Genomic DNA, 24,451 nt, shown 5'->3' on the forward strand with positions numbered 1-24,451 from the left:
CCGCCGGGGAGGACGCCTGGTGGCTGCACCTGTCCGCCACGCTCACCGCCGCCACCCGGCGTGCCGGCGGACGGCCGACGGCGGTGGGCCGGGCGGGCGCGGGCGTTCGGCGAGGCGGCGCGCGTACGGGCCCGGCGTTTCTGGGACGGCGCGCAGCCGACGCTGCGGCAGCTCTGGTGGACCGAGGAGCCGGTGACGCCGGTGACCACAGTCGACCGGCGCGTCCCGGAGCCGCTCGCGGTGCCGGCCCAGGGCGAGGTGTACGTGTTCCTGGTCCGGGCCACCTACACCTGGTCGTCGGACTCGGCGCGGCCGGAGCTGTTCGGCTGGTACGTGGACTACTTCCAGCGGCAGGCCACGCAGCGCCTGCACCGGCTCGCGGTCCGGTACGCGGTGGACGTGCCGCCGCACCGCCCGCGCGACCTGCACGCCGCGTTGACCGCCGCGCTCGCCGACGACGACCCGCCGCCCTGGACGTACGCGCACGGCGAGGTGACGTTCACCTGCGAGCCGGACGTCACAGTGCACCTGGACGAGCGGGTACGCCGGCTGCTCCAGCCGTACTGGGAGCAGCGCATCGCACTGGAGTGCGAGCGCGACCTGGCCCGCCGTCGCGCCGGGTACGCCGAGGAGCACGACCGGCGCGACCAGCGCGACCGGGCGGCGGACGCGCGCGGGACGCCCGGCGGGGCGGGCACCGGCCCGGGGCAGGGGCGGCGTGGCGCACAGCCGGACGGTCCGGTCGAGTCGTTCACCCCGCTGGAGCCGCTGCTCCCCCCGCCCGCGCCGCGTCCGGCCCCGGGACAGCGGTCGCGGGCGGACGGCCCGGAGCCGCCGGCGGTCTGAGCCCGCCAGTCAGGCCGGGACGGCGGCGTCGGATCGGGTCCCGGCGCCGGTCAGCAGGCGTTGGTGCTGGTCTGGTTGCGCTTGAGCCCGTCGGACCAGGTGACGCCCTGGACGACGGCCACCACGACGCTGCCGTCGTGGATCTGCTCGTAGTGCAGGTGCGGGCTGAGGTCGTACTTCGCCGAGGTCGCGCCGACCCGCCCGATGACGTCGCCGCGCTTGACGGTGTCGCCCTTCTCCACGGCCCGGGAGTTGAGGTGGGCGTACCGGGTGCGCCAGCCGTCGCCGTGCCCGATCACGATGGTGTTCCCGTAGCCGGAGGTGGTGGAGTAGTACGACTCCAGCACGGTGCCGGCGGCACTGGCGACCGTCCGGCGGTTGAGGTCGTCGGGGCTGCCGCTGGCGTCGTAGTGGTTCCAGTCGATGGCGTGGGCCGGGCTGTGCCCGTTCCAGTTGTTGCCCTGCCAGGTCTGGCCGCACAGGAACGGCATCCGGAAGCCCGGCCGGGCGGCCTGCGCGGGCTGCACGCCGAGCATCGCACCGGCGACGACGGCGACAGTGAGCACTGCGGGCACGCGCATCCGGGCCGCGGTGAACGTCAGGGACATCGACCTCTCCTCTTCATCGACAACGATGTAAATCGATGCTAGGGCAGCCGTCCCGCCGGGTAAATAGCTACAGAGATGAATGTCTTGGCAAAGGTTTCCTACATTCCGTCGCCCGGCGGCGTCGTTCGGCGGTGGCCGGGCCGGGAGCACGTACGGCACAATCGCGGGCGATGGAGGCGGCCGAGATCCTCACCGCGCTCGCCGACCTGGCCCCGGCCGGCGCCGAGCGGGCCTTCGACGTCTCCGGCGCCGGCCGGCCGCTCATCTGGCTGCCCGGGCCCGACCGCGCGCCGCGCGACGCCCGGCTGGACCGGCTGGCCGCCCTCGACGCGCTGCACCGCGACCAGCGGATCCTGCGCCGGGGTCTGGCCTTCGTCGTCGGCGGCGCCGACCTCGACGGCAGCCACCGGCGGGTCCGCGTGCCGTTACTGGCCCAGCCGGTACGCCTGGAGCGCACCAGCCGGACCTACCGGATCGTGCCGGCCGGTGACCTGGAACTGACCACGCTGATCGAGGATCGGGACCTCGCCGGCCGGCTGGAGGCCGCCCCCGGGCTGGCCGGATCCGGCTGGCTCGGTGCGCCCGGCACCAGGGCGTGGATCACCGCCGCCGCCGAGGCCGCCGGCCTGAAGCTCGCGACGGTGCAGGCGCGACCGCCCCGCCGCGTCGACGACGAGACACTTGTCGGCGTCGCCGCCGCCGCGCTCTTCACCACCCGCGACGTGCTGGGCGGCCGGCTACGCGACACGCTGCTCGCCTGGGCGGTCCGGCCCGGGCTGGCGGACACGGCCCTGAGTCGCCTCTACACCGGCCAGGGCGGCGAGACCGTCCCAGTCGGCGGCGACGTCCCGGTCGGCGGCAACGTCCGAGGCGGCCGCCGCGGACGGCGCGCGGACGGCAGACGGCGCGCGGACGCCGGTGGCGTGGCCGGCGAGGCGGAGGTGCTGTCGCCGTTGCCGTTGAGTCCTGCCCAGCGTGACGTGGTGCGGCGTACCCGCGTCGAACCGGTGGTGGTCGTCTCGGGCGCACCGGGCAACGGCAAGAGCCACGCCCTGGTCGCCGCCGCGCTGGACGCCGTGGACCGGGGTGGGTCGGTGCTCGTGGCCACCCAGTCGGTGCACGCCGCCGACGTGCTCGGTGAACTGCTGCGCCGGCACAGCGGCCCCGCACCGGTGCTGTTCGGCGACGCCGAGCGCCGGGAGACGATCGCCGCCGATCTGGCCGGCGGCGCGGGCGCCGGGACCGACGACGCCACACTGCGGACCGCCGAGGCCGCCGTGGCGTCCGCCGCCGACCGGGTACGCGCCCTGTCGGACGCGATCACCGCCGCCCTCGACCAGGAACACCGGGCCGCCACGCTGCCCGACTGGCAGCCGCTGCTGCCCGCCCTGAGCCGGGACCTCCCCCACCTGTTCGACCCGGACACCGACCTGGACGCGGTCCACACCACGCTGGTGGCGTCGACGGCACCCGGTGACGGCTGGTGGCGGCGCTGGCGGCGGTCGCGGGCCGGGACACGGCTGCGCCGGCTCAGCGGCGGCGACGTACCCGCGGAACGGTTGCGAACAGCGGTGGAGGCGGCGGGCGCGGTACGGGCGGCGGCGCGGCTGGCGGCCACCGGCGGTACCGACCTGGCCGGCTCCTGGCGTGCCCTGGCCACCGCCGAGGCGGCGCTCGCCGAGGCCGTCGGCACGGCGATGCGCCACCGGGCGACGAGCGCCCACCGGTGGAGCGACGCGGCGCGGCGTGCCACGGGTGGCCTGGCCGCCGCGCTGCGGGCCGGACGCAACCGCCGCCGCGAACTGCTCGCCGGGCTGGACGCCCGGGCGCTGGTACGGGCGCTGCCGCTGTGGGTCGGCACGGTCACCGACGTCGAGGACCTGCTGCCCCCGATGCCGGGGATGTTCGACCTGGTGGTGCTCGACGAGGCCGCGCACATCGACCAGTTGCGGGCCGCGCCGGCGTTGGCCCGGGCCCGGCGGGCGCTGGTGGCCGGCGACCCCCGGCAGCTGCGGTTCGTGTCGTTCGTGGCCGACGTGGACGTGGCCGCCACCCTGCGCCGGCACGGTCTGGAACGCTTCGGCGACCGGCTCGACGTACGCCGGTCCAGCGCTTTCGACGTGGCCACCGGCGCCGCCCCGGTCACCTGGCTGGGCGAGCACCATCGGTCCGTGCCGCACCTGATCGGGTTCTCCGCGCGCCGGTTCTACGGCGACCGGCTGGAACTGGTCACCCGGCATCCGCGCAACGAGCGCGCCGACGTCATCGACGTGGTGACCGTCGAGGGTGCGAGCGTTGTCGACGGCGTCAACCAGGCCGAGGTCACCGCCGTCCTCGACCTGGTACGGCGACTCGCCGCCGATCCCCCGCCGGGCGGCATCGCGGTGGTCACCCCGTTCCGCGCGCAGGCGGACGCGGTGGAGGCGGCGCTGCTGGCCGCGTACGACGTCGACGAGATCGAGCGCCTCGGCCTGCGCTCGGGCACGGTGCACGCGTTCCAGGGCAGCGAGGCGGACGTGGTGATCGCCTCACTCGGGCTGGTGGACGGCGACCCGCCGGCACGGCACCGGTTCGCCGCCGGGCCGAACCTGTTCAACGTGCTCGTCACCCGGGCCCGGAGGCGGCTGACAGTGGTCACCTCGCTGCGTTCGCCGGAGGGCCTGGTGGGTGACTTCCTGGCCTACGCGGACCGGCCACCCGTCGCGCCGGAGGCGGTGCCGGTGACCGGCTGGACCGCCGAGCTGGCCGAGGAGCTGAGCCGGCTCGGGCTGCCGGTGCGGCCCGGATATCCGGTGGGCCGGTGGCGCGTCGACCTCTGCGTGGGCGGGGACGCCGACGCCGTCGGGGTGATCTGCGGGGTGCACCCGGACGGTGCGGCGGCGCACCTGGAACGGCAGCGCACGCTGATCCGGGCCGGGTGGCGGCTGCACGAGGCGTTCGCCAGCCGCTGGGCGGGCGACCCGATCCGGGCCGCCCTGGAGCTGGCGTCGGGCATCGGCGCCGCCGGGCCGGGCAGCGAAAGCGGCCCCGACGGGCCCGACGGGCCGGGCAGCGAAAGCGGCCCCGACGAGCCCGCCGGGCCCGGCACCGGCGGCACCGCGCGGGCCGGTGCTCAGCCGACCAGGGCGGCGTAGCGGCCGCGCCGGTCCAGCAGCGCGTCGTGGGTGCCGGATTCGACGATCCGGCCGTGGTCGAGGACGGCGATGCGGTCGGCGTCGCGGACGGTGGAGAGCCGGTGCGCGATGGTCACCACGGTGCGGCCCCGGGCCAGCTCGTCCAGCGCCCGCTGGACCGCGCGCTCGGTCTCGGTGTCCAGCGCGCTGGTCGCCTCGTCCAGCACCAGGATCCGCGGGTCGCGCAGCAGGGTCCGGGCGATCGCCAGGCGCTGCTGCTCGCCGCCGGAGAACCGGTGGCCGCGTGAGCCGACCATGGTGTCGTACCCGTCGGGCAGCGCGCTGATGAGGTCGTGGATGCGCGCGGCGCGGGCGGCGGCCTCGATGTCGGCGTCGGTGGCGTCGGGGCGGGCGTACCGGAGGTTGTGCCGCACGGTGCCGTGCAGCAGGTACGTCTCCTGGCTGACCACGCCCACGACGGCGGCCAGGTCGGCCGGGCGCAGGTCGCGCAGGTCGATCCCGTCGATGGTGACGCGGCCGGCGTCCGGGTCGTGCAGCCGGCTGATCAGCGCGGCGAGTGTGCTCTTGCCGGAGCCGGTCTCCCCCACCAGGGCGAGGCTGGTGCCGGCGGGGACGTCCAGGCTGACGCCGGCCAGGGCGGCGGTGTCGCTGCCCGGGTAGCTGAAGGTGACGTCCTCGACGCGCAGGTGGCCACGGGCGGTGGCCGGGTCCAGCGGGACCGGGCGATCCGGCTCGGCGACCTCGACGGGCAGGTCGAGGTATTCGAAGATGCGGGCGAACAGGGCCAGGGACGCGGTGAGCGTGACGCCGACGTTGAGCAGGCCCATCAGCGGCCGGAACAGGTTGCCCTGCAGCGCGGTGAACGCGACGAGCGTGCCGATGGTGAGCGTGCCGGCGGTGCCGGGCAGGCCGGCGCCCAGGTAGATCACCGCCGGGATGGCGGCGAAGACGATGCTCATGGCGGCCATCCGCCAGCGTCCGGCCAGCTCCGAGCGCAGTTCCAGGTCGACCAGGCGGGCCGAGGAGGTGGTGAACCGGTCGACCAGGGCGGGGCCGGTGCCGAGCGTCTTGGCCAGCCGCACGCCGCTTACCGACAGCCCCTCCTCGATGGTCACCGTGAGGTCGGCCAGTTCCCGCTGGCGCTGGGCGGTGATCTCCCGGCGCAGCCGGGCGACCCGGCGGGTGAGCCAGAGCGCGGGCGGCAGCACGACCGCCGAGACGAGCGTGAGGCGCCAGCTCAGCGCCAGCATGGCGATGGTGGTGGCGACCACCGTGGTGAGGTTGGCGGCGATCGAGGTGGCGGTGGAGGTGACCACCGACTGCATGCCGCCGATGTCGTTGGTGATGCGCGACTGGACCTCGCCGGTGCGGGTGCGCACGAAGAAGCCGATCGACTGCCGCTGGAGGTGGGCGAAGACGTCGGTGCGCAGCCGGTGCATGACCTCCTGGCCGACGCGGGTGGAGATCCAGGTCTGGACGACGCCGAGCACGGCGGTCACGGCGGCGACCGCGACCATGCCCGCGACCAGCCAGGCCAGCAGCGTCAGGTCACGCTCCGGCAGGGCCCTGTCGATCACGGTACGCAGCAGGAAAGGCGTCGCCATCGCGATGATCGAGGACGCCACGATGATCGCCACCACGGTGGCGAGCGGGCCTCGGTGGGCGGTGAACAGGCCGCCGATGCGGCGCAGGGACACGTCGCGGGCCTGGGCCTTCTCGGCCGGGGAGACGGTTCGGCCGTCGCGGCGGCCGTCGGGGATGCGATCCAAGGGTGCTCCTCGTGTGGGGGACGATGCTGCCACCAACAATGCTGAGGTTACCTCAACATGAGGGAAAAACACGAAAGCCTGTTACCGTATTCCCCGTGAGCGGCAGCGACGAGAGCCTGGCCGAGACGTTCTGGGCGGTGACCCGCCGGCTGCGGCACCAGACCAAGCGTGCGCTGGAACCGTGGGAGATCAGCCCCGGGCAGGCGCGGGCACTCGGCGTGCTGATGCGCCACGGCGCGCTGCGGCCCGGCGCGCTCGCCGAGCACCTGCGCATCGCCCCGCGTTCGGCCACCGAGGTGATCGACGGGTTGCAGGAACGTGGCCTGGTGCGGCGGCGGCCCGACCCGGGTGACAGGCGGGCCACGCTGGTCGCCCCCACCGCCGAGGGCGAGCGGGTGGGCACCGCGATCCGGCAGGCGCGGGCCACCGAGGCGGAACGGTTCTTCGGCGCGCTCGCACCGGAGGACCGGGCCGAGCTGGCCCGCATCCTGCGCCTGCTGCGCGAGGAATAGATCCGCCGTTTTTCACCCGTTCCGGGTGAGACGACGGGCCCCGTTGCGGGGAATAGCGCCATCGGAAGGAGGGCCGATGGTCGACGCCACCGAAGAGTTCTTCCGGAGCCTGGGGCAGCGCAGGCAGCGCGGGCCGACAGCGCTGCACGAGGGCACCGTCCGGTTCGACATCGCCGGCGACGGCTCGGTCGACCACTGGCTGGTCTCCGTCGCCCGGGGCGAGGTCACGGCGACGCGGCAGGCCACCGGCGGAGACGCGGTCGTCCGGGCGGACCGGGCCGTCTTCGACCGGATCGCGCGAGGCGAGGCGTACTTCCTGACCACCGTCCTGCGCGGCGAGGCCGAGGTGGAGGGCAGCCCGCGGCTGTTCGCGACCGTACGCCGGCTGTTCCCCTCCCCGCCCGGCTCGCGCCCGGCACGACACCGGGGAGACGACGATGGGTGACGACCACGTCGGCATCTTCGACGGGACGACCTTCCTGGTCTGCGACCGGGCGGGCGACATCGTCCCGGCGGCCGACGCCACCCACGGCCTGTTCGCCCACGACACCCGTCTGCTGTCCCGGTGGCAGCTCACCATCGACGGCGAGCGGCTCAGCACGCTGTCCATCGACGACATCCAGTACTTCGAGAACCGGTTCTACCTGGTTCCGGGCAGTCAGGACGTCTACGTCAACAGCACGCTCGAGGTGCGCCGGACCCACCGGCTGGACAGCGGACTCCAGGAGGACCTGCTCCTGGTCAACAACGACCGGCGGCCCGTCGACCTGACCGTGCGGATCGAGGTGGACGGACTTCGCGGACCTCTTCGCGGTCAAGGAGGGCACGACGAACCGCGAGGGGCGGCACTACCGTCGGGTCGACGGCCCGCGACTCGTCCTGGGTTACCAGCGCGAACGCTACCGCCGCGAGACGATCGTGTCCGCGACGGCTCCGGCGGAGGTGGACGAGAACGGCCTGACGCTGCGCGTGCACATCGAACCGCACGGCCGGTGGCAGACCCGGCTGACGGCCGAGCCGGACCTCCCCCTGCCCCGCGGGCTGGAGCGGCTGCGCCTGCCGGGACGGGCCGCCGGCGCCGAGCGGAACAAGGCAGGCGAACTACGGGAGTGGCTGGACCGGGCGCCGCGCCTGGAGACCAGCTGGGGGCCGTTGCAGAACACCTACCGGCAGAGCCTCATCGACCTGGCCGCGCTGCGGTTCAGCCCGTTCCTCGCCGGGACCGGGTGCGTGCTGGCGGCCGGGTTGCCCTGGTTCATGTGCCTGTTCGGCCGGGACAGCATCCTCACCAGCCTCCAGGCGCTGCCGTTCGCGCCCGAACTCGCCGCCACCACGCTCACCGTGCTCGCCTTCCGTCAGGGCAGCCGGATCGACGACTTCCGGGAGGAGGAGCCGGGCCGGATCCTGCACGAGATGCGCTACGGCGAGCTGACCGTCTTCGACGAGACACCGCACAGCCCCTACTTCGGCAGCGCGGACGTCACTCCCCTGTTCCTCGTGCTGCTCGACGAGTACGAGCGGTGGACCGGCGACGCCGCCCTCGTACGCGCGGTGGAGCAGGAGGCACGGGCAGCGATCGACTGGATCGACCACTATGCCGACCGGGCCGGCAACGGGTACGTCTCCTACGAGCGTCGCAACACGGTGAACGGCCTGGAGAACCAGTGCTGGAAGGACTCGTGGGACAGCATCTCCTACCGCGACGGCCGGCTGCCGGGCTTCCCCCGCGCCACCTGCGAACTCCAGGGGTACGCGTACGACGCGAAGGTGCGCACCGCCCGGCTGGCCCGCGAGATCTGGCACGACCCGGCGTACGCGGACCGGCTGGAACGTGAGGCCGCCGACCTCAAGCGCCGCTTCAACCAGGACTTCTGGATCGACGACGGCGAGTACATGGCGCTGGCGCTGGACGGCGACGGCCGCCGGGTGGACGCCCTTTCGTCGAACATCGGCCACCTGCTGTGGAGCGGCATCGTCGAGGAGCCGAAGGCCGAGGCTCTGGTACGGCACCTGATGTCACCGGCGATGTTCAGCGGCTGGGGTGTCCGCACGCTGGCCGAGGGCGAGGCCCGCTACAACCCGGTCGGTTACCACGTCGGGACCATCTGGCCGTTCGACAACTCGTTCATCGCCTGGGGTCTGCGGCGCTACGGGTACGCCGACGAGGCGGCCCGCATCGCGGCCGGCATCCTGGACGCGGCGGCCTTCTACGACGGCCGGCTGCCGGAGGCGTTCGCCGGGCACGCCCGCTCGGAGACCCGGTATCCGATCCGGTATCCGACCGCGTGCAGCCCGCAGGCGTGGTCGGCCGGCGCGCCGCTGCTGCTCCTGCGGACGATGCTCGGCCTCCGGCCGGTCGGCGACGATCTCGTGGCCCGGCCCGCCCTGCCTGCTAACCTCGAGTACGTGGCGTTGCTCGACGTCCCCGGCCGCTGGGGACGCCTGGACGCCTTCGGCAGGAGCACCCCCGCCGGCGGCCTGAGCCGCTACGAGCTGGCGCCGCAGCAGCTCTCCGCACCGTGACGGGATCCCCATGCAGCGCATCGACTGGGCACACACAGCGGTCGTGGGCGTCCACTGGCAACACGAGGTGGTCAGCCCGGACGGCGTCTTCGGCCCGTTCTTCGCCGGCCAGGTGGCCCGGCACGGCGTGGCGGCGAACGCGGCCCGGGTCGCCGCCGCCGCGCGGGCGGCGGGCGGCCTGGTGGTCTTCACCCGCGTCGCCTACCGGCCCGGCCATCCGGACCTGATCACCAACACCCCGAGCTTCGCCATGATCGCCGAACGCGGGGCGTTCCTGGAGGGCGACCCGAAGACCCGGATCGTTGACGAGGTCGCGCGACAGCCCGGCGACATCGTGGTCACCGGCACCCGGCTCGGCGGATTCTCCGGCACCGAACTGGACCTGATCCTGCGCGCCCGGGGCGTGCGGACCGTGGTGTTCACCGGCGTCGCGACGAACCTGGCCATCGCCGCCACCGCCTACCAGGCGGTCGACAACGGGTACCGCATCGTCACCGTCTCCGACGCGTGCACGGCGGCCACCGACGAGCTGCACGACACCTACCTGAGCACGCTGGGCCAGCTCGGCGAGGTGGCCACCACCGGCGAGATCGCCTGACCGGGAGCCGGGACCGTCAGCGCAGGCCGGCGCGAGCGCTCAGCGCAGGCCGGCGGCGATCGCGTCGACCAGCAGCGCGCCGAGCGTACGGGCCATCACGGCGCGGGCGGCGTCGACGTCGAGCCCCATCGAGTCGCGCATCATCGACCAGGCCGACCAGGTGCCGGCCACGGTGAGCGCGTCGAGCAACTGTTCCCGGCCCGGCCCGGCCTGCGCCAGCTCGGGGGCGAACACCGACTCGATCTCCTGCCGGACGCGGGCGACGGCCGCCTCCCGGTTGCGGCGCAACTGCGGGGAGAACGGCTCCCGCAGCGCCGACGCGCGGGCCGAGGGCGCCAGCACCTCCAGCAGCCGGGCGCGCTGGTCGCAGAACGCGGCGATCCGGGCGGTCAGCGGCAGCTCCGGCGGCACCGGCCGCCAGAGTGCGGCCTGCCGCTCGCCGACCCGCCGCCCGGTCGCGGCGAACAGCGTCTCCATGTCCTTGAAGTTGGTCCAGAGCGTGCGCAGCGACACCCCGGCCCGCTCAGCGATCCGTTCCCCGGTGGGCCGCAGGTCACCGGAGTCGATCAGGGCCAGGTGCGCCTCCACGATCGCCGCCCGGGTGCGCTCGGCCCGCGCCGCGCGGCCGTCCACCCGCTCCGGCGGGTCGGCCTCCACCTCGATCATGGGTACGGATCTCCTGTGCTCGGGTACCGGCGGCCACTCTACGTGCGTGCCGCCGGGCGACCGGCACCCGGCCGCCCGGCGGTACGCCTCACGCGGTCGGCACCGCGTCGGCGGGCGGAGCGGTCGGCGGCTCGGTGAACTCGGTGACCGCGCCGGCACCGTCGTCTGTGGTGTAGGCGGGACCGAAGTACTCCTGCACACCGTTGCTCACCTTGGTGAGCCGGACACCGCCGTAGCCGGCGTGCACGCCGTCGGCGTACCGGAAGGGGACCAGGCCGGGGCCGCGGAAGCCGCCCTTGCGCACGGCCTCGACCAGCTTCTCCCGGGTGGGGTCGGGCCCGGCGGCCAGCATCGCCTGGACGAACGTGTACGCCATCGAGTAGCCGTAGATCGCGTTGCCGTCGACCGGGTTACCCGCGTTGTACCTCTGGTGGATCTTGGTGAACTCCTGGATCCACGGGTTGGCGGTGTCGGCCACGTTCGGCAGGTAGTTGTCGGCGACCATGCCCTCGAGGATCACCTTCTTGTCGCCGAGCTGGGCGGCCAGCGTGGTGTAGTCGGCGCCCACGTTGGAGACCACCCACTGCGCCTTGAAGCCCTGCCCGGCGGCCTGGCCCATGGCGAGCGCGGTGAAGCCGGGGATGGTCGCCGCGATCACCACCTGGCAGCCGGCCGCGCGCAGCGCCCCGATGGCCGGGCCGACCTGCTGGTTGGTGGTGGTGTACGTCTGCTTCGCCGTCACCGGGCCGAGGATCTGCTCCACCCCGACGAGCGAGTCCCGCCCGAAGTCGTCGTTCTGCCCGAAGTGGCAGACCTTCGCGCCGGGGAACTCGCGCTTGACGTAGGCGGCGAGGATCTTGCCCTCGACCGTGTAGTCGGGCTGCCAGCCGAACGTCGTCGGATACTTGTCCGGCTGGTTCCAGTTGCGGCTGCCGGAGGCGACGAACAGGTCCGGCACCTTCTGCGTCTTGACGAACTCCAGCACGTTCGTGTGCGTCGGCGTGCCCAGGCCGCCGAGCAGCGCGAAGACCTTGTCGTCGAGCACCAGCTTGCGGACGACGTTCTCGGTGCTGGCCGGGTTGTAGCCGTCGTCCATGACCTTGTAGACGATCTTCCGGCCGTGCACCCCGCCCTTGCTGTTGACGTGCTCGAAGTACGCCTTGGTGGCGGCGGAGATCTTCGAGTAGCCGGGCGCGGCCGGTCCGGTGAGCGGTTGGTGGGTGCCGATGACGACCTCGGTGTCGGTGACGCCGGGGACGTTCTCGGCGGCCTGCTTCTCGTCGTCGGCGCAGGCGGGCAACGCGGCCAGCAGGGCCAGGCCTGCGGCGGCCGCGAGAACGCGACGGGTGGTGGGGCGCATGGTTCTCCAATCCGGTGCGGCGGTGCGAACGGTGGGTGGAACCGGTGAGGTCAGCGGTCCGGCGACCGGTGGGGGGCCCGGCGGCGGCGCAGCGCGGCGCGCAGCCGGGCGCGGGCGGCGCGGACGCCACCGGCGATGCCGCCCGGCGCGGCGAGCATGACGACGATGAGGACCAGGCCGAACACTGCGAGCGCGAGGTTGCCCTCCAGCCGCTGGGCCAGGCCGGCGGAGAGGCTGAGATGTTCGGTGAGCAGGCCGGGCAGATCCTGGAGCGCGACCAGCAGCACCGCTCCCCAGACCGCGCCGGCCAGGCTGCCCAGCCCGCCGATCACGATGGCCATGAGCAGGAAGAGCGAGAGGTCCAGCGGGAACTTGCCGGGCGCTACGGTGGCGGTGATCATGGCGTACGCGCCGCCGCCCAGACCGGCGCAGGCGGCGCTGACCACGAACGCGAGCACCTGCGTGCGGGCCACCGGGATGCCGGCGAGCCGGGCCGCGACCTCGTCGTCGCGTACCGCCCGCAGGGACCGGCCGAAGCGGCTGCGCACCAGGTTGGCCAGCAGCAGCATGGTGAGCAGCGCGGCGGCCAGCGCGATCCAGGCCAGCCAGCGTTCCGGCTGGAAGTAGGCGCCGAGCGCCGCCGGTGGCGTCTGCGCCGGGAACGGCAGGCCCTGTTCGCCGTTGAACACGCCGGTGAAGATCGTGGTGACCGCCGGGACGAGCGTCGCCACGGCCAGCGTGACGCCGGCCAGGTAGGGGCCGCGCAGCCGGGCCGCGGCCAGCCCGATCACCAGCCCGCCGAGCGCGGTCACCGCGACGGCCACGAGCAGCGACGCGGGCAGCGTCCACCAGCCGGACACGGCCCGCTCGTCCAGGGCCCGCTGGGTCAGCGCCACCGTGTAGGCGCCGGTGGCCATCAGCGCGCCGTGCCCGAGCGAGAGCTGGCCGTTGAGCCCGACCAGCACGGTGTGCCCGGCGGTGACGCAGAGGAACGCGCAGACGCGCGCCACCTGGAGGTTCTGGTACGGCGCGAGCTGGTTGGTGACCAGCACGACGAGCGTGCCGGCGAACACGGCCAGCGCCAGGTGACGCAGCAGCGTGGAGCCGCGCGCCTCGCGTCCGGCCGGTGCGCCGGGGAGCAGCCGCCGCAGCGGGGACGGTGCCGCGGGCGCGATCTCGGTGGGGGTGGTCGTCACACGTGCCTCGCTCTCGCCGCGGAGAAGAGCCCGCCGGGGCGGACCAGCAGGACTGCCAGCAGCAGCACCAGGACGGCCAGCGGGGTGGTGTCCGGTCCGAGGTAGCCGGTGACGTAGGACAGGATCAGCCCGACCAGCAGGCCGCCGACCACCGCGCCGACCGGGCTGTCCAGGCCGCCGACCACGGCGGCGGTGAACGCGACCACGAAGACCAGGTCCATGGCGTGCGAGTGCAGTCCGAGTCCGGTGGGGACGACGAGCATGCCGGCCAGCGCGCCCACCCCGGCCGCGAGCGCCCAGCCGAGCGTGAGCATCCGGCCGACGCTGACGCCGAGCAGCCGGGACACCTCGGGCGCGAACGCGGCGGCCCGCATCCGCAACCCGACCGGGGTACGGGTGAACAGCAGCGCGAGCGACGCCACCACCGTCAACGCCGCGCCGAGCACCCACAGGTCGTACGGGGACAGCGCGGCCACCCCGCCGATGGTGAGCGCGTCGGTGTCGAAGGGCGCCGGGGCGGGCCGGTAGTCGTTGCCGAAGACCATGCCGAGTACCGCCTGGATGACCAGCACCAGCCCGAGCGCGACGATCACCTGGTTCAGTGGCCCGCCCGGCCCGGCGAACCGCATCAGCAGCCGCTCCACCAGCGCGCCCAGGGCCAGCCCGGACAGGATCGCCGCGGCCAGGCCCAGCCAGTACGAGCCGGTGGCGGAGACGACCGCGTACCCGATGTAGGCGGTGGCCACCGCCATCGCGCCCTGGGCGAAGTTGACCACCCGGGCGGCCCGCCAGATGAGCACCAGCGCGAGCGCGAACGCCGCGTAGACCGCCCCGGTGGCGAGCCCGTCGAAGGTGAGGAACCAGAACCGCTGCATCCGCCACCCCTTCCTAGAATCCGAGGTACGCGTGCCGGAGCTGGTCGTCGTCGCGCAGCCGGGCGGCCGGCGCGGCAGTCACCACCCGCCCGAGCGACATCACGATGCCCTGGTCGGCGACGGACAGCGCGGAACGCACGTTCTGCTCGACGAGCAGCACGGTGAGCCCGCGTTCGTCGCGCAGCCGCCGTAGCAGCGCCATGATCTGCGCGGTGACCTTCGGCGCCAGCCCGAGCGACGGCTCGTCGAGCAGCAGCAGCCGGGGTCGCGCGATCAGCGCCCGGCCGATCGCGAGCATCTGCCGTTCCCCGCCGGAGAGCTGGTGCCCGGCGTGGTCGCGGCGGCGGGCCAGGGCGGGGAACAGCTCGTACACCTCGTCCTGCGCGCGCCGGGCGTCGGCCCGGTCGCGCCGCCACAGCCCGCCGAGGCGCAGGTTCTCCGCCACTGTGAGCTCGGTGACGACGCCGCGTCCCTCCGGCACGTGCGCCAGGCCGCGCCGGACCAGGTGTTCCACCCGGACACCACGCAGGTCCTCCCCCGCGTACCGGACCCGGCCGCCGGTGGGCCGCAGCAGACCCGAGAGGGTACGCAGCAACGTGGTCTTGCCCGCGCCGTTGGCGCCCAGCACGGCGGTGACCGTGCCGGCCGGAACGGCGAACGCCACGTCGCGCAGCACCGGCACCGGGCCGTAGCCGCAGCTGAGCGCCTCCACCTCCAGCACGGCGGTCACGTCGTGCTCCCCTCGGCCGGCACGTCGGCCCCGAGGTACGCCTCGGTGACCCGCGGGTCGTCGCGGATGCTCTCCGGGTCACCGGCGGCGATCACCTTGCCGAAGTCGAGCACCACCAGCTCGTGGCAGACGGACATGACCAGGTCCATGTGGTGCTCGACGAGCAGCACGGCACAGCCGTCGTCGCGTCCGGGCAGCGCGCGGACCAGGTCGGCCAGTTCGGCCACGTCGTCGGCGCCGAGGCCGCCGGCCGGTTCGTCGAGCAGCAGCAGCCGGGGCCGGGCGATCAGCGCGCGGGCCAGCGCGACGCGCTTGCGCACCGGGTACGGCAGGGTGGCCGGGGCGGCGTCGGCATACTTCTCGATGCCCAGCTCGGCGAGCAGGTCCATGGCCAGGGCGCGCAGCCGGCGCTCGTCCCGGTCGCTGCGAGGCAGGCCGAACAGGGCGGCGGCGAACCCGGCGCGGGCGGTGTGGCTGGCTCCGGCGACCACGTTCTCCAGCACGGTCAGGCCGGCGAACAGGCCGACGCCCTGGAGTGTGCGGGCGATGCCGAGGCGGGTGAGGGCGTGCGGGCGGGGCCGGAACGGCCTGCCGTCCAGTGTGAGCGATCCGCCGGTCGGCCGGACGAACCCGCAGACCACGTTGAACAGCGTGGTCTTGCCGGCGCCGTTGGGCCCGATCACGCCGACGACCCGGCCGGGCGGCACCCGCAGCGAGACGTCGTCGAGGGCGGTCAGGCCGCCGAAGCGGACGCCGACGCGGTGCAGCGCCAGGCCCTGATCGTCGGTGGCTGTGCCCGGTGGGCTCATCGTCACCTCGTGGCGGTCGACGGAGCGCGGAAAACTAATTACACCGGGAGTGTACTTTTCTCTGCCGCCGCGTCAATGCCTCGATGATCACGGGCCTCAAGTGCCCACTTCGCGCCTCCTACGTGCACTGTCCGTGCGATCATCCCGCCATGCGGTCGCGGGCACGCCGCAGGAACGTCTGTTCCGCCGCGTTGCCGGTGCCGGCGATCGCCGCGTCGTACGCGGCCCGCGCCCTCGCCGGCCGGTCCAGCCGGCGCAGCAGGTCGGCCCGGATCGCGTGCCACACGTGGTAGCCGGCCAGGTCCAGGCGTTCCACCTCGGCCAGTCCGGCCGCCGCTCCGCGTACCTCGGCCAGCGCGACCGCCCGGTTCAGCGCCACCACCGGCCCGGGCGCGACGGCGGCCAACTGGTCGTAGAGCGCGAGGATCTGCCGCCAGTCGGTGTCGGCGGCGGCGGGCGCGTCGGCGTGCACGGCGCCGATCGCGGCCTGGATCTGGTACGGGCCGGGCCGGTTCCGGCGCAGGCAGCGGCGGACCAGCTCCTGCCCTTCGGCGATCAGCTCCCGGTCCCACCGGCCGCGCTCCTGCTCGGCCAGCGACACCGGCACGCCGTCCGGGCCGGTCCGGGCGTCGCGGCGGGCCTCGGTGAGCAGCATCAGCGCGAGCAGGCCGAGCGCCTCCGGCTCGTCCGGCATGAGCGTGACCAGCAGCCGGCCCAGCCGGATCGCCTCGGCACCCAGCTCGGCGCGGCCCAGACGGTCCCCCGCGCTCGCCGTGTGCCCCTCGTTGAAGATCAGGTACACCACCGCGAGCACCCCGCGCAGCCGGTCCGGCAGGTCCGCGTCGCGCGGCACCCGGTACGGGATGCCGGCGTCGCGGATCTTCGCCTTGGCCCGGACCAGGCGCTGGGCCATCGTCGGCTCCGGCACCAGGAAGGCCCGCGCGATCTCGGCGGTGCTCAGGCCGCCGAGCAGGCGCAGCGTCAACGCCACCCGGGCGCCGGTGCCGAGCGCCGGGTGACAGCAGGTGAAGATCAGGCGCAGGCGGTCGTCGGGCACGGGCCCCTCCTCGGCGGGCGGGTCGGCGGCGTGCAACAGGGCGGCCTCGGCGTGCCGGGCGGCCCGGGTCGCCTCACGGCGCAACCTGTCGATCGCCCGGTTCCGGGCGGTGGTGATGATCCAGCCGGCCGGGCTGGCCGGCGGGCCGTCGGCGGCCCAGCGCGTCACCGCGATGGTGAACGCCTCCTGGACCGCCTCCTCGGCGAGGTCGATGTCGCCGAGGAGGCGGACCAGGACGGCTACCGCGCGGCCGTACTCGGCCCGGAAGACCCGTTCGACAGCGGTCATCCCTCGCCCTGGAACGGGCGGACCTCGATCGGCAGCGTGGTGGCGAGGGCGTAGCGGCGGCCCCAGTCCAGCGCGGCGTCCAGGTCGGGCGCCCGGATGATGGTGACGCCGCCCAGGTACTCCTTGCCCTCGGCGAACGGCCCGTCGGTCACCAGCACCTCGTCACCGGCCGGGCGCAGCACGGTGGCGGTCTGCGGGTCGTGCAGGCCGTTGCCGAACACCCAGCAGCCCGCCTCCCGCAGGTCCCGGCCGATGGCCTCGACCTCGCGCATCACCCCGGCCAGGAACTCCGGGTCCGGACGGCCCTGGCCGGCCGGCTGGTACATGCTGATCAGGTACTGCTTCATCGGTGTCTCCTCACCGCCGGGGACGGCCCCGCGCCGCCCCTTCACCCTCCACACGAACGGTGGGCGCCGGTTTCGACACGCCGGGCCGGGTGAATCCGGCCGGGAGCGGGGTACGCCGTCGCGTGCGCCGTCACCGGGTCGTCGTCGTGGGCGCCGGGTTCTCCGGCCTGGCCTGCGCGCTCGCCCTGGACGCCGCAGGCGCCGAGGTACGGGTGCTGGAGGCCCGGGACCGGGTGGGCGGACGGACGCTCAGCCGCCCGCTGCCCGGCGGCGGCTGGCTGGATCTCGGCGCGCAGTGGATCGGCCCGACCCAGGAGCGGATGTACGCGCTCGTCGCCGCGTACGGCCTGACCACCTTCCCCTCCCCCACGCGGGGCGCGGCGACGCTGCTGCTCGGCGGACGCCCGGCCACCGGCGAGCCACCGGGGCTGTCCGCGCTGCTTGACACGCTCGACGAGATGGCGGCCGGGCTCGACCCGGCCGCGCCGTGGCGGGCCGCCGACGCGGCCCGGTGGGACCGGATCACGTTCGGCGGCTGGCTCGACGCGAGCGCGGCGGACCCGGCCACCGCCGGGTACGCCGCACGGATGCTCGCCGGTGGGCTGCTGGCCGCCTCGGCGGACGAGGTCTCGCTGCTGCACATGCTGTTCTACCTGCGCAGCGGCGGCGGCACCCGTTCACTGTTGCGCATGGCCGGTGGCGCCCAGCAGGACCGCGTGGCAGGTGGTCCGGCCGCGCTGGCCGAGCGGATGGCCGCCGCGCTGCCGCCGGGGAGCCTGTGCCTGCGCGCCCCGGTGGACGGCGTCGCGCAGGACGGCGACGGCGTGCGGGTGCGCTCCGGCGGCGAGACTCACCGCGGCGACGCCGTGGTGGTCGCGCTGGCACCGACGCTGGCCGGGCGCATCCGGTACGACCCGCCGCTGCCGCCGCTGCGCGACGGGCTGACCCAGCGGATGCCGATGGGCGTGGCGCTCAAGGTGCACGCGCTCTACCCGGAGCCGTTCTGGCGGGCCGACGGCCGATCCGGCGTGTCCAGCACCGACACCGGGCCGCTCACCGAGACGGTGGACAACTCGCTGCCGGGAGCGCCGGGCGGGGTGCTCACCGCGTTCAGCTACGGCGCACAGGCCCGGGCGCTGCGCCGGCTAGCTGAGGACGCGCGCCGGGACGCGCTGTGCGACGCGCTCGCCGCGATCTTCGGCCCGGCCGCCGCGCGCCCCGACGACCTCGTCGAGTACGACTGGTCGGCAGACGAGTGGACGCGCGGCTGCTTCTGCGGCGTCCTGCCACCCGGCGCGTGGTGCGCGTACGGCCCGGAACTGCGCACGCCCGTGGGCCGGGTGCACTGGGCCGGCACCGAGACCGCGACCCGGTGGAGCGGCTACCTGGAGGGCGCGGTGACCGCCGGCGAGCGCGCCGCCACCGAGGCGCTCGCCCAGCTCGGCTGAGCGCCCTATTCAGTGAAATTCTTCGATGCAATCTATTGAAAAGTTTCTCCGCCCTGTGCCCTAATGACGACAGTTCCCTTCGTCATACTCCCGCCGCCGGAGCGCGGCAACCCCCAGGGAGGACAGATGCACAGATCGATCCGATCGGCGCTGCGCGTGGCCGGAGCCGCGCTGCTCGCCACCGTCACCGTCGCCGCGGCGGCCCTGTCCGGGACGGCTCCCGCCTCCGCCGCCCCGGCCGGACTACCCGGCATGGACGTCTCCAGCTACCAGGGCAACGTGAACTGGTCCGGGGCGTGGGCCAACGGCGCCCGGTTCGCCTACGTCAAGGCGACCGAGGGCACGTACTACACCAACCCGTACTTCGCCCAGCAGTACAACGGCTCGTACAACGTCGGGATGATCCGCGGCTCGTACCACTTCGCCCGCCCCGACACCACCAGCGGCGCCACCCAGGCCAACTACTTCGTCGACCACGGCGGCGGCTGGTCGAAGGACGGCCGGACGCTGCCCGGCGCGCTGGACATCGAGTACAACCCCTACGGCGCGACCTGCTATGGGCTGAGCCAGGCGTCGATGCGCAGCTGGATCGCCTCGTTCGTCAACCAGTACTACGCCCGCACCGGCCGGTGGGCCACCATCTACACGACCACCGACTGGTGGAGCACCTGCACCGGCAACACCTCGCAGTTCGCCGCAAACAACCCACTGTGGATCGCCCGCTACGCAAGCAGCGTCGGCACGCTGCCGGCGGGCTGGGGCACGTACTCGTTCTGGCAGTGGTCCTCCTCCGGGGTCTTCCCCGGTGACCAGAACGTCTGGAACGGCTCACTCGACCGGCTGCGCGTGCTGGCCTGCAACGGACCCTGCTGAGCCCGGCCCGGGCGTGGCGGGCGGTGCCGGTCCCGCCACGCCCGGCGTACCGGAAGATCCGGCGCTCCCCTTCCGCGAGGAGGTTGCGATGTCCGTTCCCGTACCCCGGCGGACCGTGCTGCGCGGCGCGGTCCTGCTCGGCGCCGCCGCCGGCGTCGGCGCGCTGACCCAGATCGGCGCCGGTCCCGGCGCGCGGGCCGCCGCCACCCGGGTCGACCAGCCGACCATCGCCAACTGCGCGACCTGGGGCGCCCGCCCGCCCTCGTCGCCGGTGAGCGTGGTGTCGAGCCGGCCCAACAAGATCATCGTCCATCACACGGCGTTCCCGAACACCACCGACTACAGCCTGGCGCAGGCGTACCGGAACTCCCGCGACATCCAGGACCTGCACATGGACGGCAACGGCTGGCTCGACTCCGGGCAGCACTTCACAAACAGCCGGGGCGGCTACCTGACCGAGGGCCGGCACGGCAGCCTCTACGCGCTGCTGCACGGCCAGACCATGGTGCAGGGCGCGCACTGCGTCGGGCAGAACAGCCAGGCCATCGGCATCGAGAACGACGGCATCTACGTGGACGTGCAGCCGCCGCAGGCGCTCTGGAACAGCCTCGTCACGTTCTGCGCGTTCACCTGCCAGCAGTACGGCATCGCGCCCACCGAGATCTACGGGCACAAGGACTTCAACAACACGCAGTGCCCGGGGCTGCTGCACGACCGCCTCCCCGAGCTGCGCCGTACCGTCGCCGCTCGTCTCGGCGGCTGACCACGGGGGTACGCGGGGCGCCCGGGTGCGACGGGCGCCCCGCGTAGCCTGCTGCGTCAGTCCTGGCTTATATAAGCCTCTCCTGATATACATGGGTCGTGCACGCCTTCGACGTCCTCGGCGACCCGGTCCGCCGCCGGATCCTGGAGCTGCTCGCCGACGGCGAACAGCCCGCCGGCACGCTCGGCGAGACCGTGCGGCGCGAGTTCGGCATCAGCCAGCCCGCCGTCTCCCAGCACCTCAAGGTGCTGCGCGAACACGGCTTCACCACAGTGCGCGCCGAGGGCACCCGCCGCCTCTACGCCGTGGACCCCGCCCCGCTGCGCGACATCGACGCGTGGCTGGACGGGTTCCGCCGCTTCTGGACGCCGCCGCTGACGGCGCTCGCCACCGAGCTGGCCCGGGGCCGCCGCGAACGACGGCTGCGCGAGGACACCACCGACGAGAGGACCGACCCATGATGGACGTGACCGGACAGATCAGCGCCGTCGAGCGCCGCATCGGCGACCGTACGCTGCCCGCCGGGCAGGCGCGGGTGCTCACCATCGCCCAGACGTACGACGCACCGGTGGCCGACGTCTTCGACGCCTGCACCAATCCGGAACGGATACCCCGCTGGTTCCTGCCGATCTCCGGCGACCTGAGCCTCGGCGGCCGGTACCAGCTGGAGGGCAACGCCGGTGGCGTCGTCGAACGCTGCGACCCGCCGCACGGCTTCGCCGCCACCTGGGAGTTCGGCGGCGAGGTGAGCTGGATCGAGGTACGGCTGCGCGAAGCCGGCCCGGGGCGTACCCGGTTCGAGTTGGAACACGTCGCGCACGTCGACGACGACCGGTGGGCCGAGTACGGTCCGGGCGCGGTCGGCATCGGCTGGGACCTGGCGCTGCTCGGCCTGGCCTCCCACTTCGCCGCCGACGGCACGGGCGTCGACCCGGCCGCCGCGGCCGAGTGGATGGCCTCGCCCGACGGCCTGCGTTTCATCGCCGAGTCCAGCAGCGGCTGGACAGCGGCAAGCGTCGAGGCAGGTACCCCGGCCGAGGAGGCCCGAGCCGCGGCCGCCCGGGTCCAGGCCTTCTACACCGGCACCCCCACTCCCTGACGCCCTCCGGGTCACCCCCTCCTCGCCGATCTTGCACTTTGAGCCCTTTCGGTGTCCGCTCCGCGCGGATTGCCGGGCACCAAAGTGCAAGATCGGCGGAGGTGGTGGGGAGTTGGTGTTCACCCCGGGGCTCGGGCTGTTCGGGTCCGGCTTGCTGAGGTCGGCGGCCTCTCCGGTGGCACCGGTCGCGTCCCGCTGACCGAGTGCGCTCGCCCCAGTCCGGCGTGCTCGGCTCGTTGCCCCACCGCATTCGCGTCCCATGACACGCTTCACCGGTCGCCCTCGCCGGGGTTTTTAAGATCTTGGTAGGAAACGGCCCCCATAAGGGCCCTTTCCTGCCAAGATCTACCCGCGTCCCGGGGTGCGGAACGGGCTTCTCTCGATGTGGAGTGTCGCGCTCCACAGGGGCAGGAAGCGGGGCTCCGGGCCAGCCGTGGCGACGGGCGACGCGCGCGGCGAGCCAGCGAGCCGGTGGGGCCGGTGCGGCGAGGGTGCCTGCGGTGGAGTCGGCCAGCGGTGACATCCACGGTGGCGGACTTGTGGTGCCTCGGCGGGGCGAGAAGCGGCGGTGGATGTCGGTGGGGTGCGGCAGACTGCGGGGCATGCCGATCCGTTTCGTCGCCGACCTGACCGCCGCCGTCGATGCCGGCCGGTCGTTCACGTACCTGCGCTTCTGGGGGCACCGACCGCAGCGCGACGGCAGTGTCGGCGCGGGTTGCCTGAGCCAGTGGTGGCCGGCGCGGTTCACAGTGGACGGGCGGGAGTTCGCCACCGCCGAGCACTGGATGATGTGGCACAAGGCCACCCTCTTCGGTGACCACGCGATCGCCGAGCGGGTGCTGGCCGCCGGGCATCCGCACCGGGCCAAGGCGCTCGGCCGGCAGGTCCGCGACTTCGACGAGGCGACCTGGGCGGCGAGCCGCTACGAGATCGTGGTGGCCGGCGGCGTCGCCAAGTTCGCCCAGCACGAGACGTTGCGGCGGTTCCTGCTGGGCACCGGCGACCGGGTCCTGGTCGAGGCCAGCCCGACCGACCGGATCTGGGGCATCGGCCTGACCGCCGGCGACCCGCGCGCCGCCGACCCGGCGACCTGGCGGGGCGGCAACCTGCTCGGGTTCGCCCTGATGGAGGCACGCGCCCAGCTCGCCGGTCGAGGGGGCGAGGCCTGACCTCCGGGGGCGGGTGCGGGTAACGTGCTGCGGCGTGACCGCGTACTCGCACTGCTCGTTCTGCGGCGCGGCCTACCCGGCGGGCGCCGGGTGGCCGCGCGTCTGTCCGTCCTGCGGCGAGACGGTGTGGCGCAATCCGCTGCCGGTGGCGGTGGCGGTGCTGCCGGTACGCACGCCGGACGGGCTCGGCGTGGTGGTGGTACGCCGCGACATCGAACCGGCGCGTGGGCAGCTCGCGCTGCCGGGCGGCTTCATCGAGTACGGCGAGGAGTGGTCCGAGGCGCTCGTGCGTGAGCTGCGGGAGGAGACCGGGCTGCTGGCCGAGGCCGGCGAGGCGCGGCTGTTCGCGGTGCACGGCGCACCGGCGGGCGGCGCCATGATGGTCTTCGGCGTGCTGCCCGAACGGCCGGCCGGCGACCTGCCGCCGTCCGCGCCCACCGAGGAGGCCACCGAGTGGCTGGTGCTGACCGAGCCGGTCGAGCTGGCCTTCTCCACGCACACCCGGGTGCTGGCCGACTTCCTCGCCGGTCAACGCCCGCTCTGACCGGAACCCGGGCCGCCGGACGGACCGGCGGCCACCCTGGCGCGGTCAGCCGCGGGCCGGGACCGGCTGGGGTGAGAACGGCACGGCGGCCGGCACCTCGATCTCCGGCTCACCGGCCGGGTGCCGCCACAGCCCGCGCCGCCGCAGGATCGGCAGCACGCCCTCGCCGAACCAGTACGCCTCCTCCAGGTGCGGGTGGCCGGAGAGGATGAACTCGTCCAGGCCGAGCGCGTGGTACTCGGCGATCCGGTCGGCGACCTCGGTGTGACTGCCGACGAGTGCGGTGCCCGCGCCGCCGCGGACCAGCCCGAATCCGGCCCACAGGTTCGGCGAGACCTCCAGCCCGTCGCGGGAGCCGCCGTGCAGGTCGAGCATCCGCCGCTGCCCCTCGGACTCGCTGCGCCGCAGCCCCTCCTGCACCGCGCGCACGTCGGCCTCGGGGATGCCGTCGAGCAGCTTGCGCGCCTGGGCCCACGCCTCCTCGGCGGTGTCGCGGCTGATCACGTGCAGCCGGATGCCGTACCGCAGTTCGCGACCGGCCTCGGCGGCGAGCCCGCGGATCCAGTCCAGCTTGCCGGCCACCTGCGCGGGCGGTTCGCCCCAGGTCAGGTACACGTCGCTGTGCCGTACCGCCACCGGCCCGGCCGCGCCGGACGACCCGCCGAAGTAGACGGGCGGCACCGGGTCGGGCACCCGGCTGAGCCGGGCGCCCTCGACCCGCACGTGGGCGCCGTCGTGGTCGACCGTCTCACCGCGCCACAGCGCGCGCACCACGTGCAGGGACTCGTCGGTACGCGCGTAGCGGGCGTCCTTGTCCAGGAAGTCGCCGTACGCGCGCTGCTCGGCGGACTCGCCGCCGGTGACCACGTTGAGCAGCAGCCGCCCGCCGGACAGGCGCTGGAAGGTGGACGCCATCTGCGCGGCGAGGGTGGGTGAGAGCAGGCCGGGCCGGAACGCGACGAGGAACTTCAGCCGCTCGGTCACCTCGGTGAGCATGGCGGTGGTCAGCCAGGCGTCCTCGCACCAGGCGCCGGTGGGGGTGAGCGCCCCGGCGAAGCCGAGCTGCTCGGCGGTGCGGGCGATCTGCCCCAGGTACGCGACGCTCGCGGGTCGCGCGCCGCCGGCGGTGCCGACCGGTACGCCGTGGCCGCCGCCCACGATGTCCCGGCTGTCGCCGTAGGTCGGCAGGAACCAGTGGAAGCTGAGCGACATGGTGTACCTCCGGTGCGCGGGTCGG

23 protein-coding genes and 1 pseudogene are annotated in these 24,451 nt (G+C 74.1%); 13 read left to right on the top strand and 11 right to left on the bottom strand.

The features are described from left to right. Positions 1 to 60: 60 nt before the first annotated feature. Complete coding sequence (locus tag AB0B20_RS03005; RefSeq protein ID WP_357468181.1) at positions 61 to 846, top strand: hypothetical protein; 786 nt, start codon at positions 61 to 63, stop codon at positions 844 to 846. A gap of 50 nt (positions 847 to 896) precedes the next feature. Here the strand turns inward: AB0B20_RS03005 and AB0B20_RS03010 are convergent, their stop codons facing one another. After that, on the bottom strand, positions 897 to 1,454 hold the full coding sequence (locus tag AB0B20_RS03010) for a M23 family metallopeptidase (RefSeq protein ID WP_357383176.1): 558 nt from the start codon (positions 1,452 to 1,454) through the stop codon (positions 897 to 899). 170 nt (positions 1,455 to 1,624) lie between these two features. On the opposite strand from AB0B20_RS03010, the gene AB0B20_RS03015 reads away from it, so the two are divergent. Further along, positions 1,625 to 4,588, top strand: a complete 2,964-nt coding sequence (locus tag AB0B20_RS03015; protein ID WP_357467595.1) for an AAA domain-containing protein — start codon at positions 1,625 to 1,627, stop codon at positions 4,586 to 4,588. Here AB0B20_RS03015 and AB0B20_RS03020 read toward each other — a convergent pair. Then, positions 4,567 to 6,357 carry an ABC transporter ATP-binding protein gene (locus tag AB0B20_RS03020; protein WP_357383172.1) on the bottom strand — a complete coding sequence of 597 codons (1,791 nt, stop codon included), beginning with the start codon at positions 6,355 to 6,357 and terminating at the stop codon, positions 4,567 to 4,569. The two genes, AB0B20_RS03015 and AB0B20_RS03020, sit on opposite strands and share 22 nt — an antisense overlap. 95 nt (positions 6,358 to 6,452) lie before the next feature. Between AB0B20_RS03020 and AB0B20_RS03025 the strand changes: the two genes are divergently transcribed. From AB0B20_RS03025 to AB0B20_RS03040, 4 genes and pseudogenes are all read left to right on the top strand, one after another. Next, positions 6,453 to 6,869 carry a MarR family transcriptional regulator gene (locus AB0B20_RS03025; RefSeq protein ID WP_357467599.1) on the top strand — a complete coding sequence of 139 codons (417 nt, stop codon included), beginning with the start codon at positions 6,453 to 6,455 and terminating at the stop codon, positions 6,867 to 6,869. 76 nt (positions 6,870 to 6,945) lie between these two features. Next, entirely contained in the window at positions 6,946 to 7,314 is a 369-nt protein-coding gene (locus AB0B20_RS03030) for an SCP2 sterol-binding domain-containing protein (RefSeq protein WP_357383167.1), read from the top strand. Further along, positions 7,307 to 9,392: pseudogene (locus AB0B20_RS03035) on the top strand (glycogen debranching N-terminal domain-containing protein). The gene AB0B20_RS03030 and the pseudogene AB0B20_RS03035 overlap by 8 nt, the downstream one beginning before the upstream one ends. A 10-nt stretch (positions 9,393 to 9,402) precedes the next feature. After that, complete coding sequence (locus AB0B20_RS03040) at positions 9,403 to 9,990, top strand: cysteine hydrolase (protein WP_357467603.1); 588 nt, start codon at positions 9,403 to 9,405, stop codon at positions 9,988 to 9,990. Between the two features lie 39 nt (positions 9,991 to 10,029). Here AB0B20_RS03040 and AB0B20_RS03045 read toward each other — a convergent pair whose 3' ends face one another. The 8 genes from AB0B20_RS03045 to AB0B20_RS03080 all read right to left on the bottom strand — a co-directional run bounded on the left by AB0B20_RS03045 (position 10,030) and on the right by AB0B20_RS03080 (position 17,318). Next, positions 10,030 to 10,656 (bottom strand): TetR/AcrR family transcriptional regulator, encoded by a 627-nt coding sequence (locus tag AB0B20_RS03045; protein WP_357383161.1) that lies wholly within the window; start codon positions 10,654 to 10,656, stop codon positions 10,030 to 10,032. 88 nt (positions 10,657 to 10,744) lie between these two features. After that, complete coding sequence (locus AB0B20_RS03050; protein WP_357383159.1) at positions 10,745 to 12,016, bottom strand: ABC transporter substrate-binding protein; 1,272 nt, start codon at positions 12,014 to 12,016, stop codon at positions 10,745 to 10,747. 50 nt (positions 12,017 to 12,066) lie between these two features. Beyond that, positions 12,067 to 13,212, bottom strand: coding sequence for a branched-chain amino acid ABC transporter permease (locus AB0B20_RS03055; protein WP_357383157.1), 1,146 nt, complete (start codon positions 13,210 to 13,212; stop codon positions 12,067 to 12,069). Further along, complete coding sequence (locus AB0B20_RS03060; protein WP_357383155.1) at positions 13,209 to 14,087, bottom strand: branched-chain amino acid ABC transporter permease; 879 nt, start codon at positions 14,085 to 14,087, stop codon at positions 13,209 to 13,211. The genes AB0B20_RS03055 and AB0B20_RS03060 overlap by 4 nt, the downstream gene beginning before the upstream one ends. A gap of 13 nt (positions 14,088 to 14,100) precedes the next feature. After that, the gene (locus AB0B20_RS03065) at positions 14,101 to 14,817 is read right to left on the bottom strand and encodes an ABC transporter ATP-binding protein (protein ID WP_357383153.1); all 717 of its coding nucleotides are present in this window, start codon (positions 14,815 to 14,817) and stop codon (positions 14,101 to 14,103) included. Beyond that, positions 14,814 to 15,626 carry an ABC transporter ATP-binding protein gene (locus AB0B20_RS03070; protein WP_357383151.1) on the bottom strand — a complete coding sequence of 271 codons (813 nt, stop codon included), beginning with the start codon at positions 15,624 to 15,626 and terminating at the stop codon, positions 14,814 to 14,816. Before AB0B20_RS03070 ends, AB0B20_RS03065 begins: the two co-directional genes overlap by 4 nt. A gap of 139 nt (positions 15,627 to 15,765) precedes the next feature. Beyond that, a complete protein-coding gene (locus AB0B20_RS03075) occupies positions 15,766 to 16,971 on the bottom strand; it encodes a sigma-70 family RNA polymerase sigma factor (protein ID WP_357383149.1) in 1,206 nt (401 codons plus the stop codon). Beyond that, positions 16,968 to 17,318 (bottom strand): YciI family protein, encoded by a 351-nt coding sequence (locus AB0B20_RS03080; RefSeq protein WP_064445706.1) that lies wholly within the window; start codon positions 17,316 to 17,318, stop codon positions 16,968 to 16,970. Before AB0B20_RS03080 ends, AB0B20_RS03075 begins: the two co-directional genes overlap by 4 nt. 59 nt (positions 17,319 to 17,377) lie before the next feature. Between AB0B20_RS03080 and AB0B20_RS03085 the strand changes: the two genes are divergently transcribed. The 7 genes from AB0B20_RS03085 to AB0B20_RS03115 all read left to right on the top strand — a co-directional run bounded on the left by AB0B20_RS03085 (position 17,378) and on the right by AB0B20_RS03115 (position 23,214). Next, positions 17,378 to 18,766 (top strand): NAD(P)/FAD-dependent oxidoreductase, encoded by a 1,389-nt coding sequence (locus tag AB0B20_RS03085; protein ID WP_357467606.1) that lies wholly within the window; start codon positions 17,378 to 17,380, stop codon positions 18,764 to 18,766. Between the two features lie 126 nt (positions 18,767 to 18,892). Beyond that, positions 18,893 to 19,639 (top strand): lysozyme, encoded by a 747-nt coding sequence (locus tag AB0B20_RS03090; RefSeq protein WP_357467611.1) that lies wholly within the window; start codon positions 18,893 to 18,895, stop codon positions 19,637 to 19,639. 88 nt (positions 19,640 to 19,727) lie between these two features. Beyond that, a complete protein-coding gene (locus AB0B20_RS03095) occupies positions 19,728 to 20,402 on the top strand; it encodes a peptidoglycan recognition family protein (protein ID WP_357383143.1) in 675 nt (224 codons plus the stop codon). Positions 20,403 to 20,500: 98 nt separating this feature from the next. Continuing rightward, positions 20,501 to 20,863, top strand: coding sequence for a metalloregulator ArsR/SmtB family transcription factor (locus AB0B20_RS03100; protein WP_357383141.1), 363 nt, complete (start codon positions 20,501 to 20,503; stop codon positions 20,861 to 20,863). Then, the gene (locus AB0B20_RS03105; protein ID WP_357383139.1) at positions 20,860 to 21,501 is read left to right on the top strand and encodes an SRPBCC family protein; all 642 of its coding nucleotides are present in this window, start codon (positions 20,860 to 20,862) and stop codon (positions 21,499 to 21,501) included. Before AB0B20_RS03100 ends, AB0B20_RS03105 begins: the two co-directional genes overlap by 4 nt. A 602-nt stretch (positions 21,502 to 22,103) precedes the next feature. After that, on the top strand, positions 22,104 to 22,670 hold the full coding sequence (locus AB0B20_RS03110) for an NADAR family protein (RefSeq protein WP_357467614.1): 567 nt from the start codon (positions 22,104 to 22,106) through the stop codon (positions 22,668 to 22,670). Positions 22,671 to 22,704: 34 nt separating this feature from the next. Next, positions 22,705 to 23,214 (top strand): NUDIX domain-containing protein, encoded by a 510-nt coding sequence (locus AB0B20_RS03115; protein WP_357383137.1) that lies wholly within the window; start codon positions 22,705 to 22,707, stop codon positions 23,212 to 23,214. A 45-nt stretch (positions 23,215 to 23,259) separates the two neighbouring features. Here AB0B20_RS03115 and AB0B20_RS03120 read toward each other — a convergent pair whose 3' ends face one another. After that, positions 23,260 to 24,426 (bottom strand): LLM class flavin-dependent oxidoreductase, encoded by a 1,167-nt coding sequence (locus AB0B20_RS03120; protein ID WP_357383135.1) that lies wholly within the window; start codon positions 24,424 to 24,426, stop codon positions 23,260 to 23,262. Positions 24,427 to 24,451: the final 25 nt, after the last annotated feature.

This window comes from Micromonospora sp. NPDC049151 (genome assembly GCF_040648395.1).
Lineage (GTDB): Bacteria > Actinomycetota > Actinomycetes > Mycobacteriales > Micromonosporaceae > Micromonospora.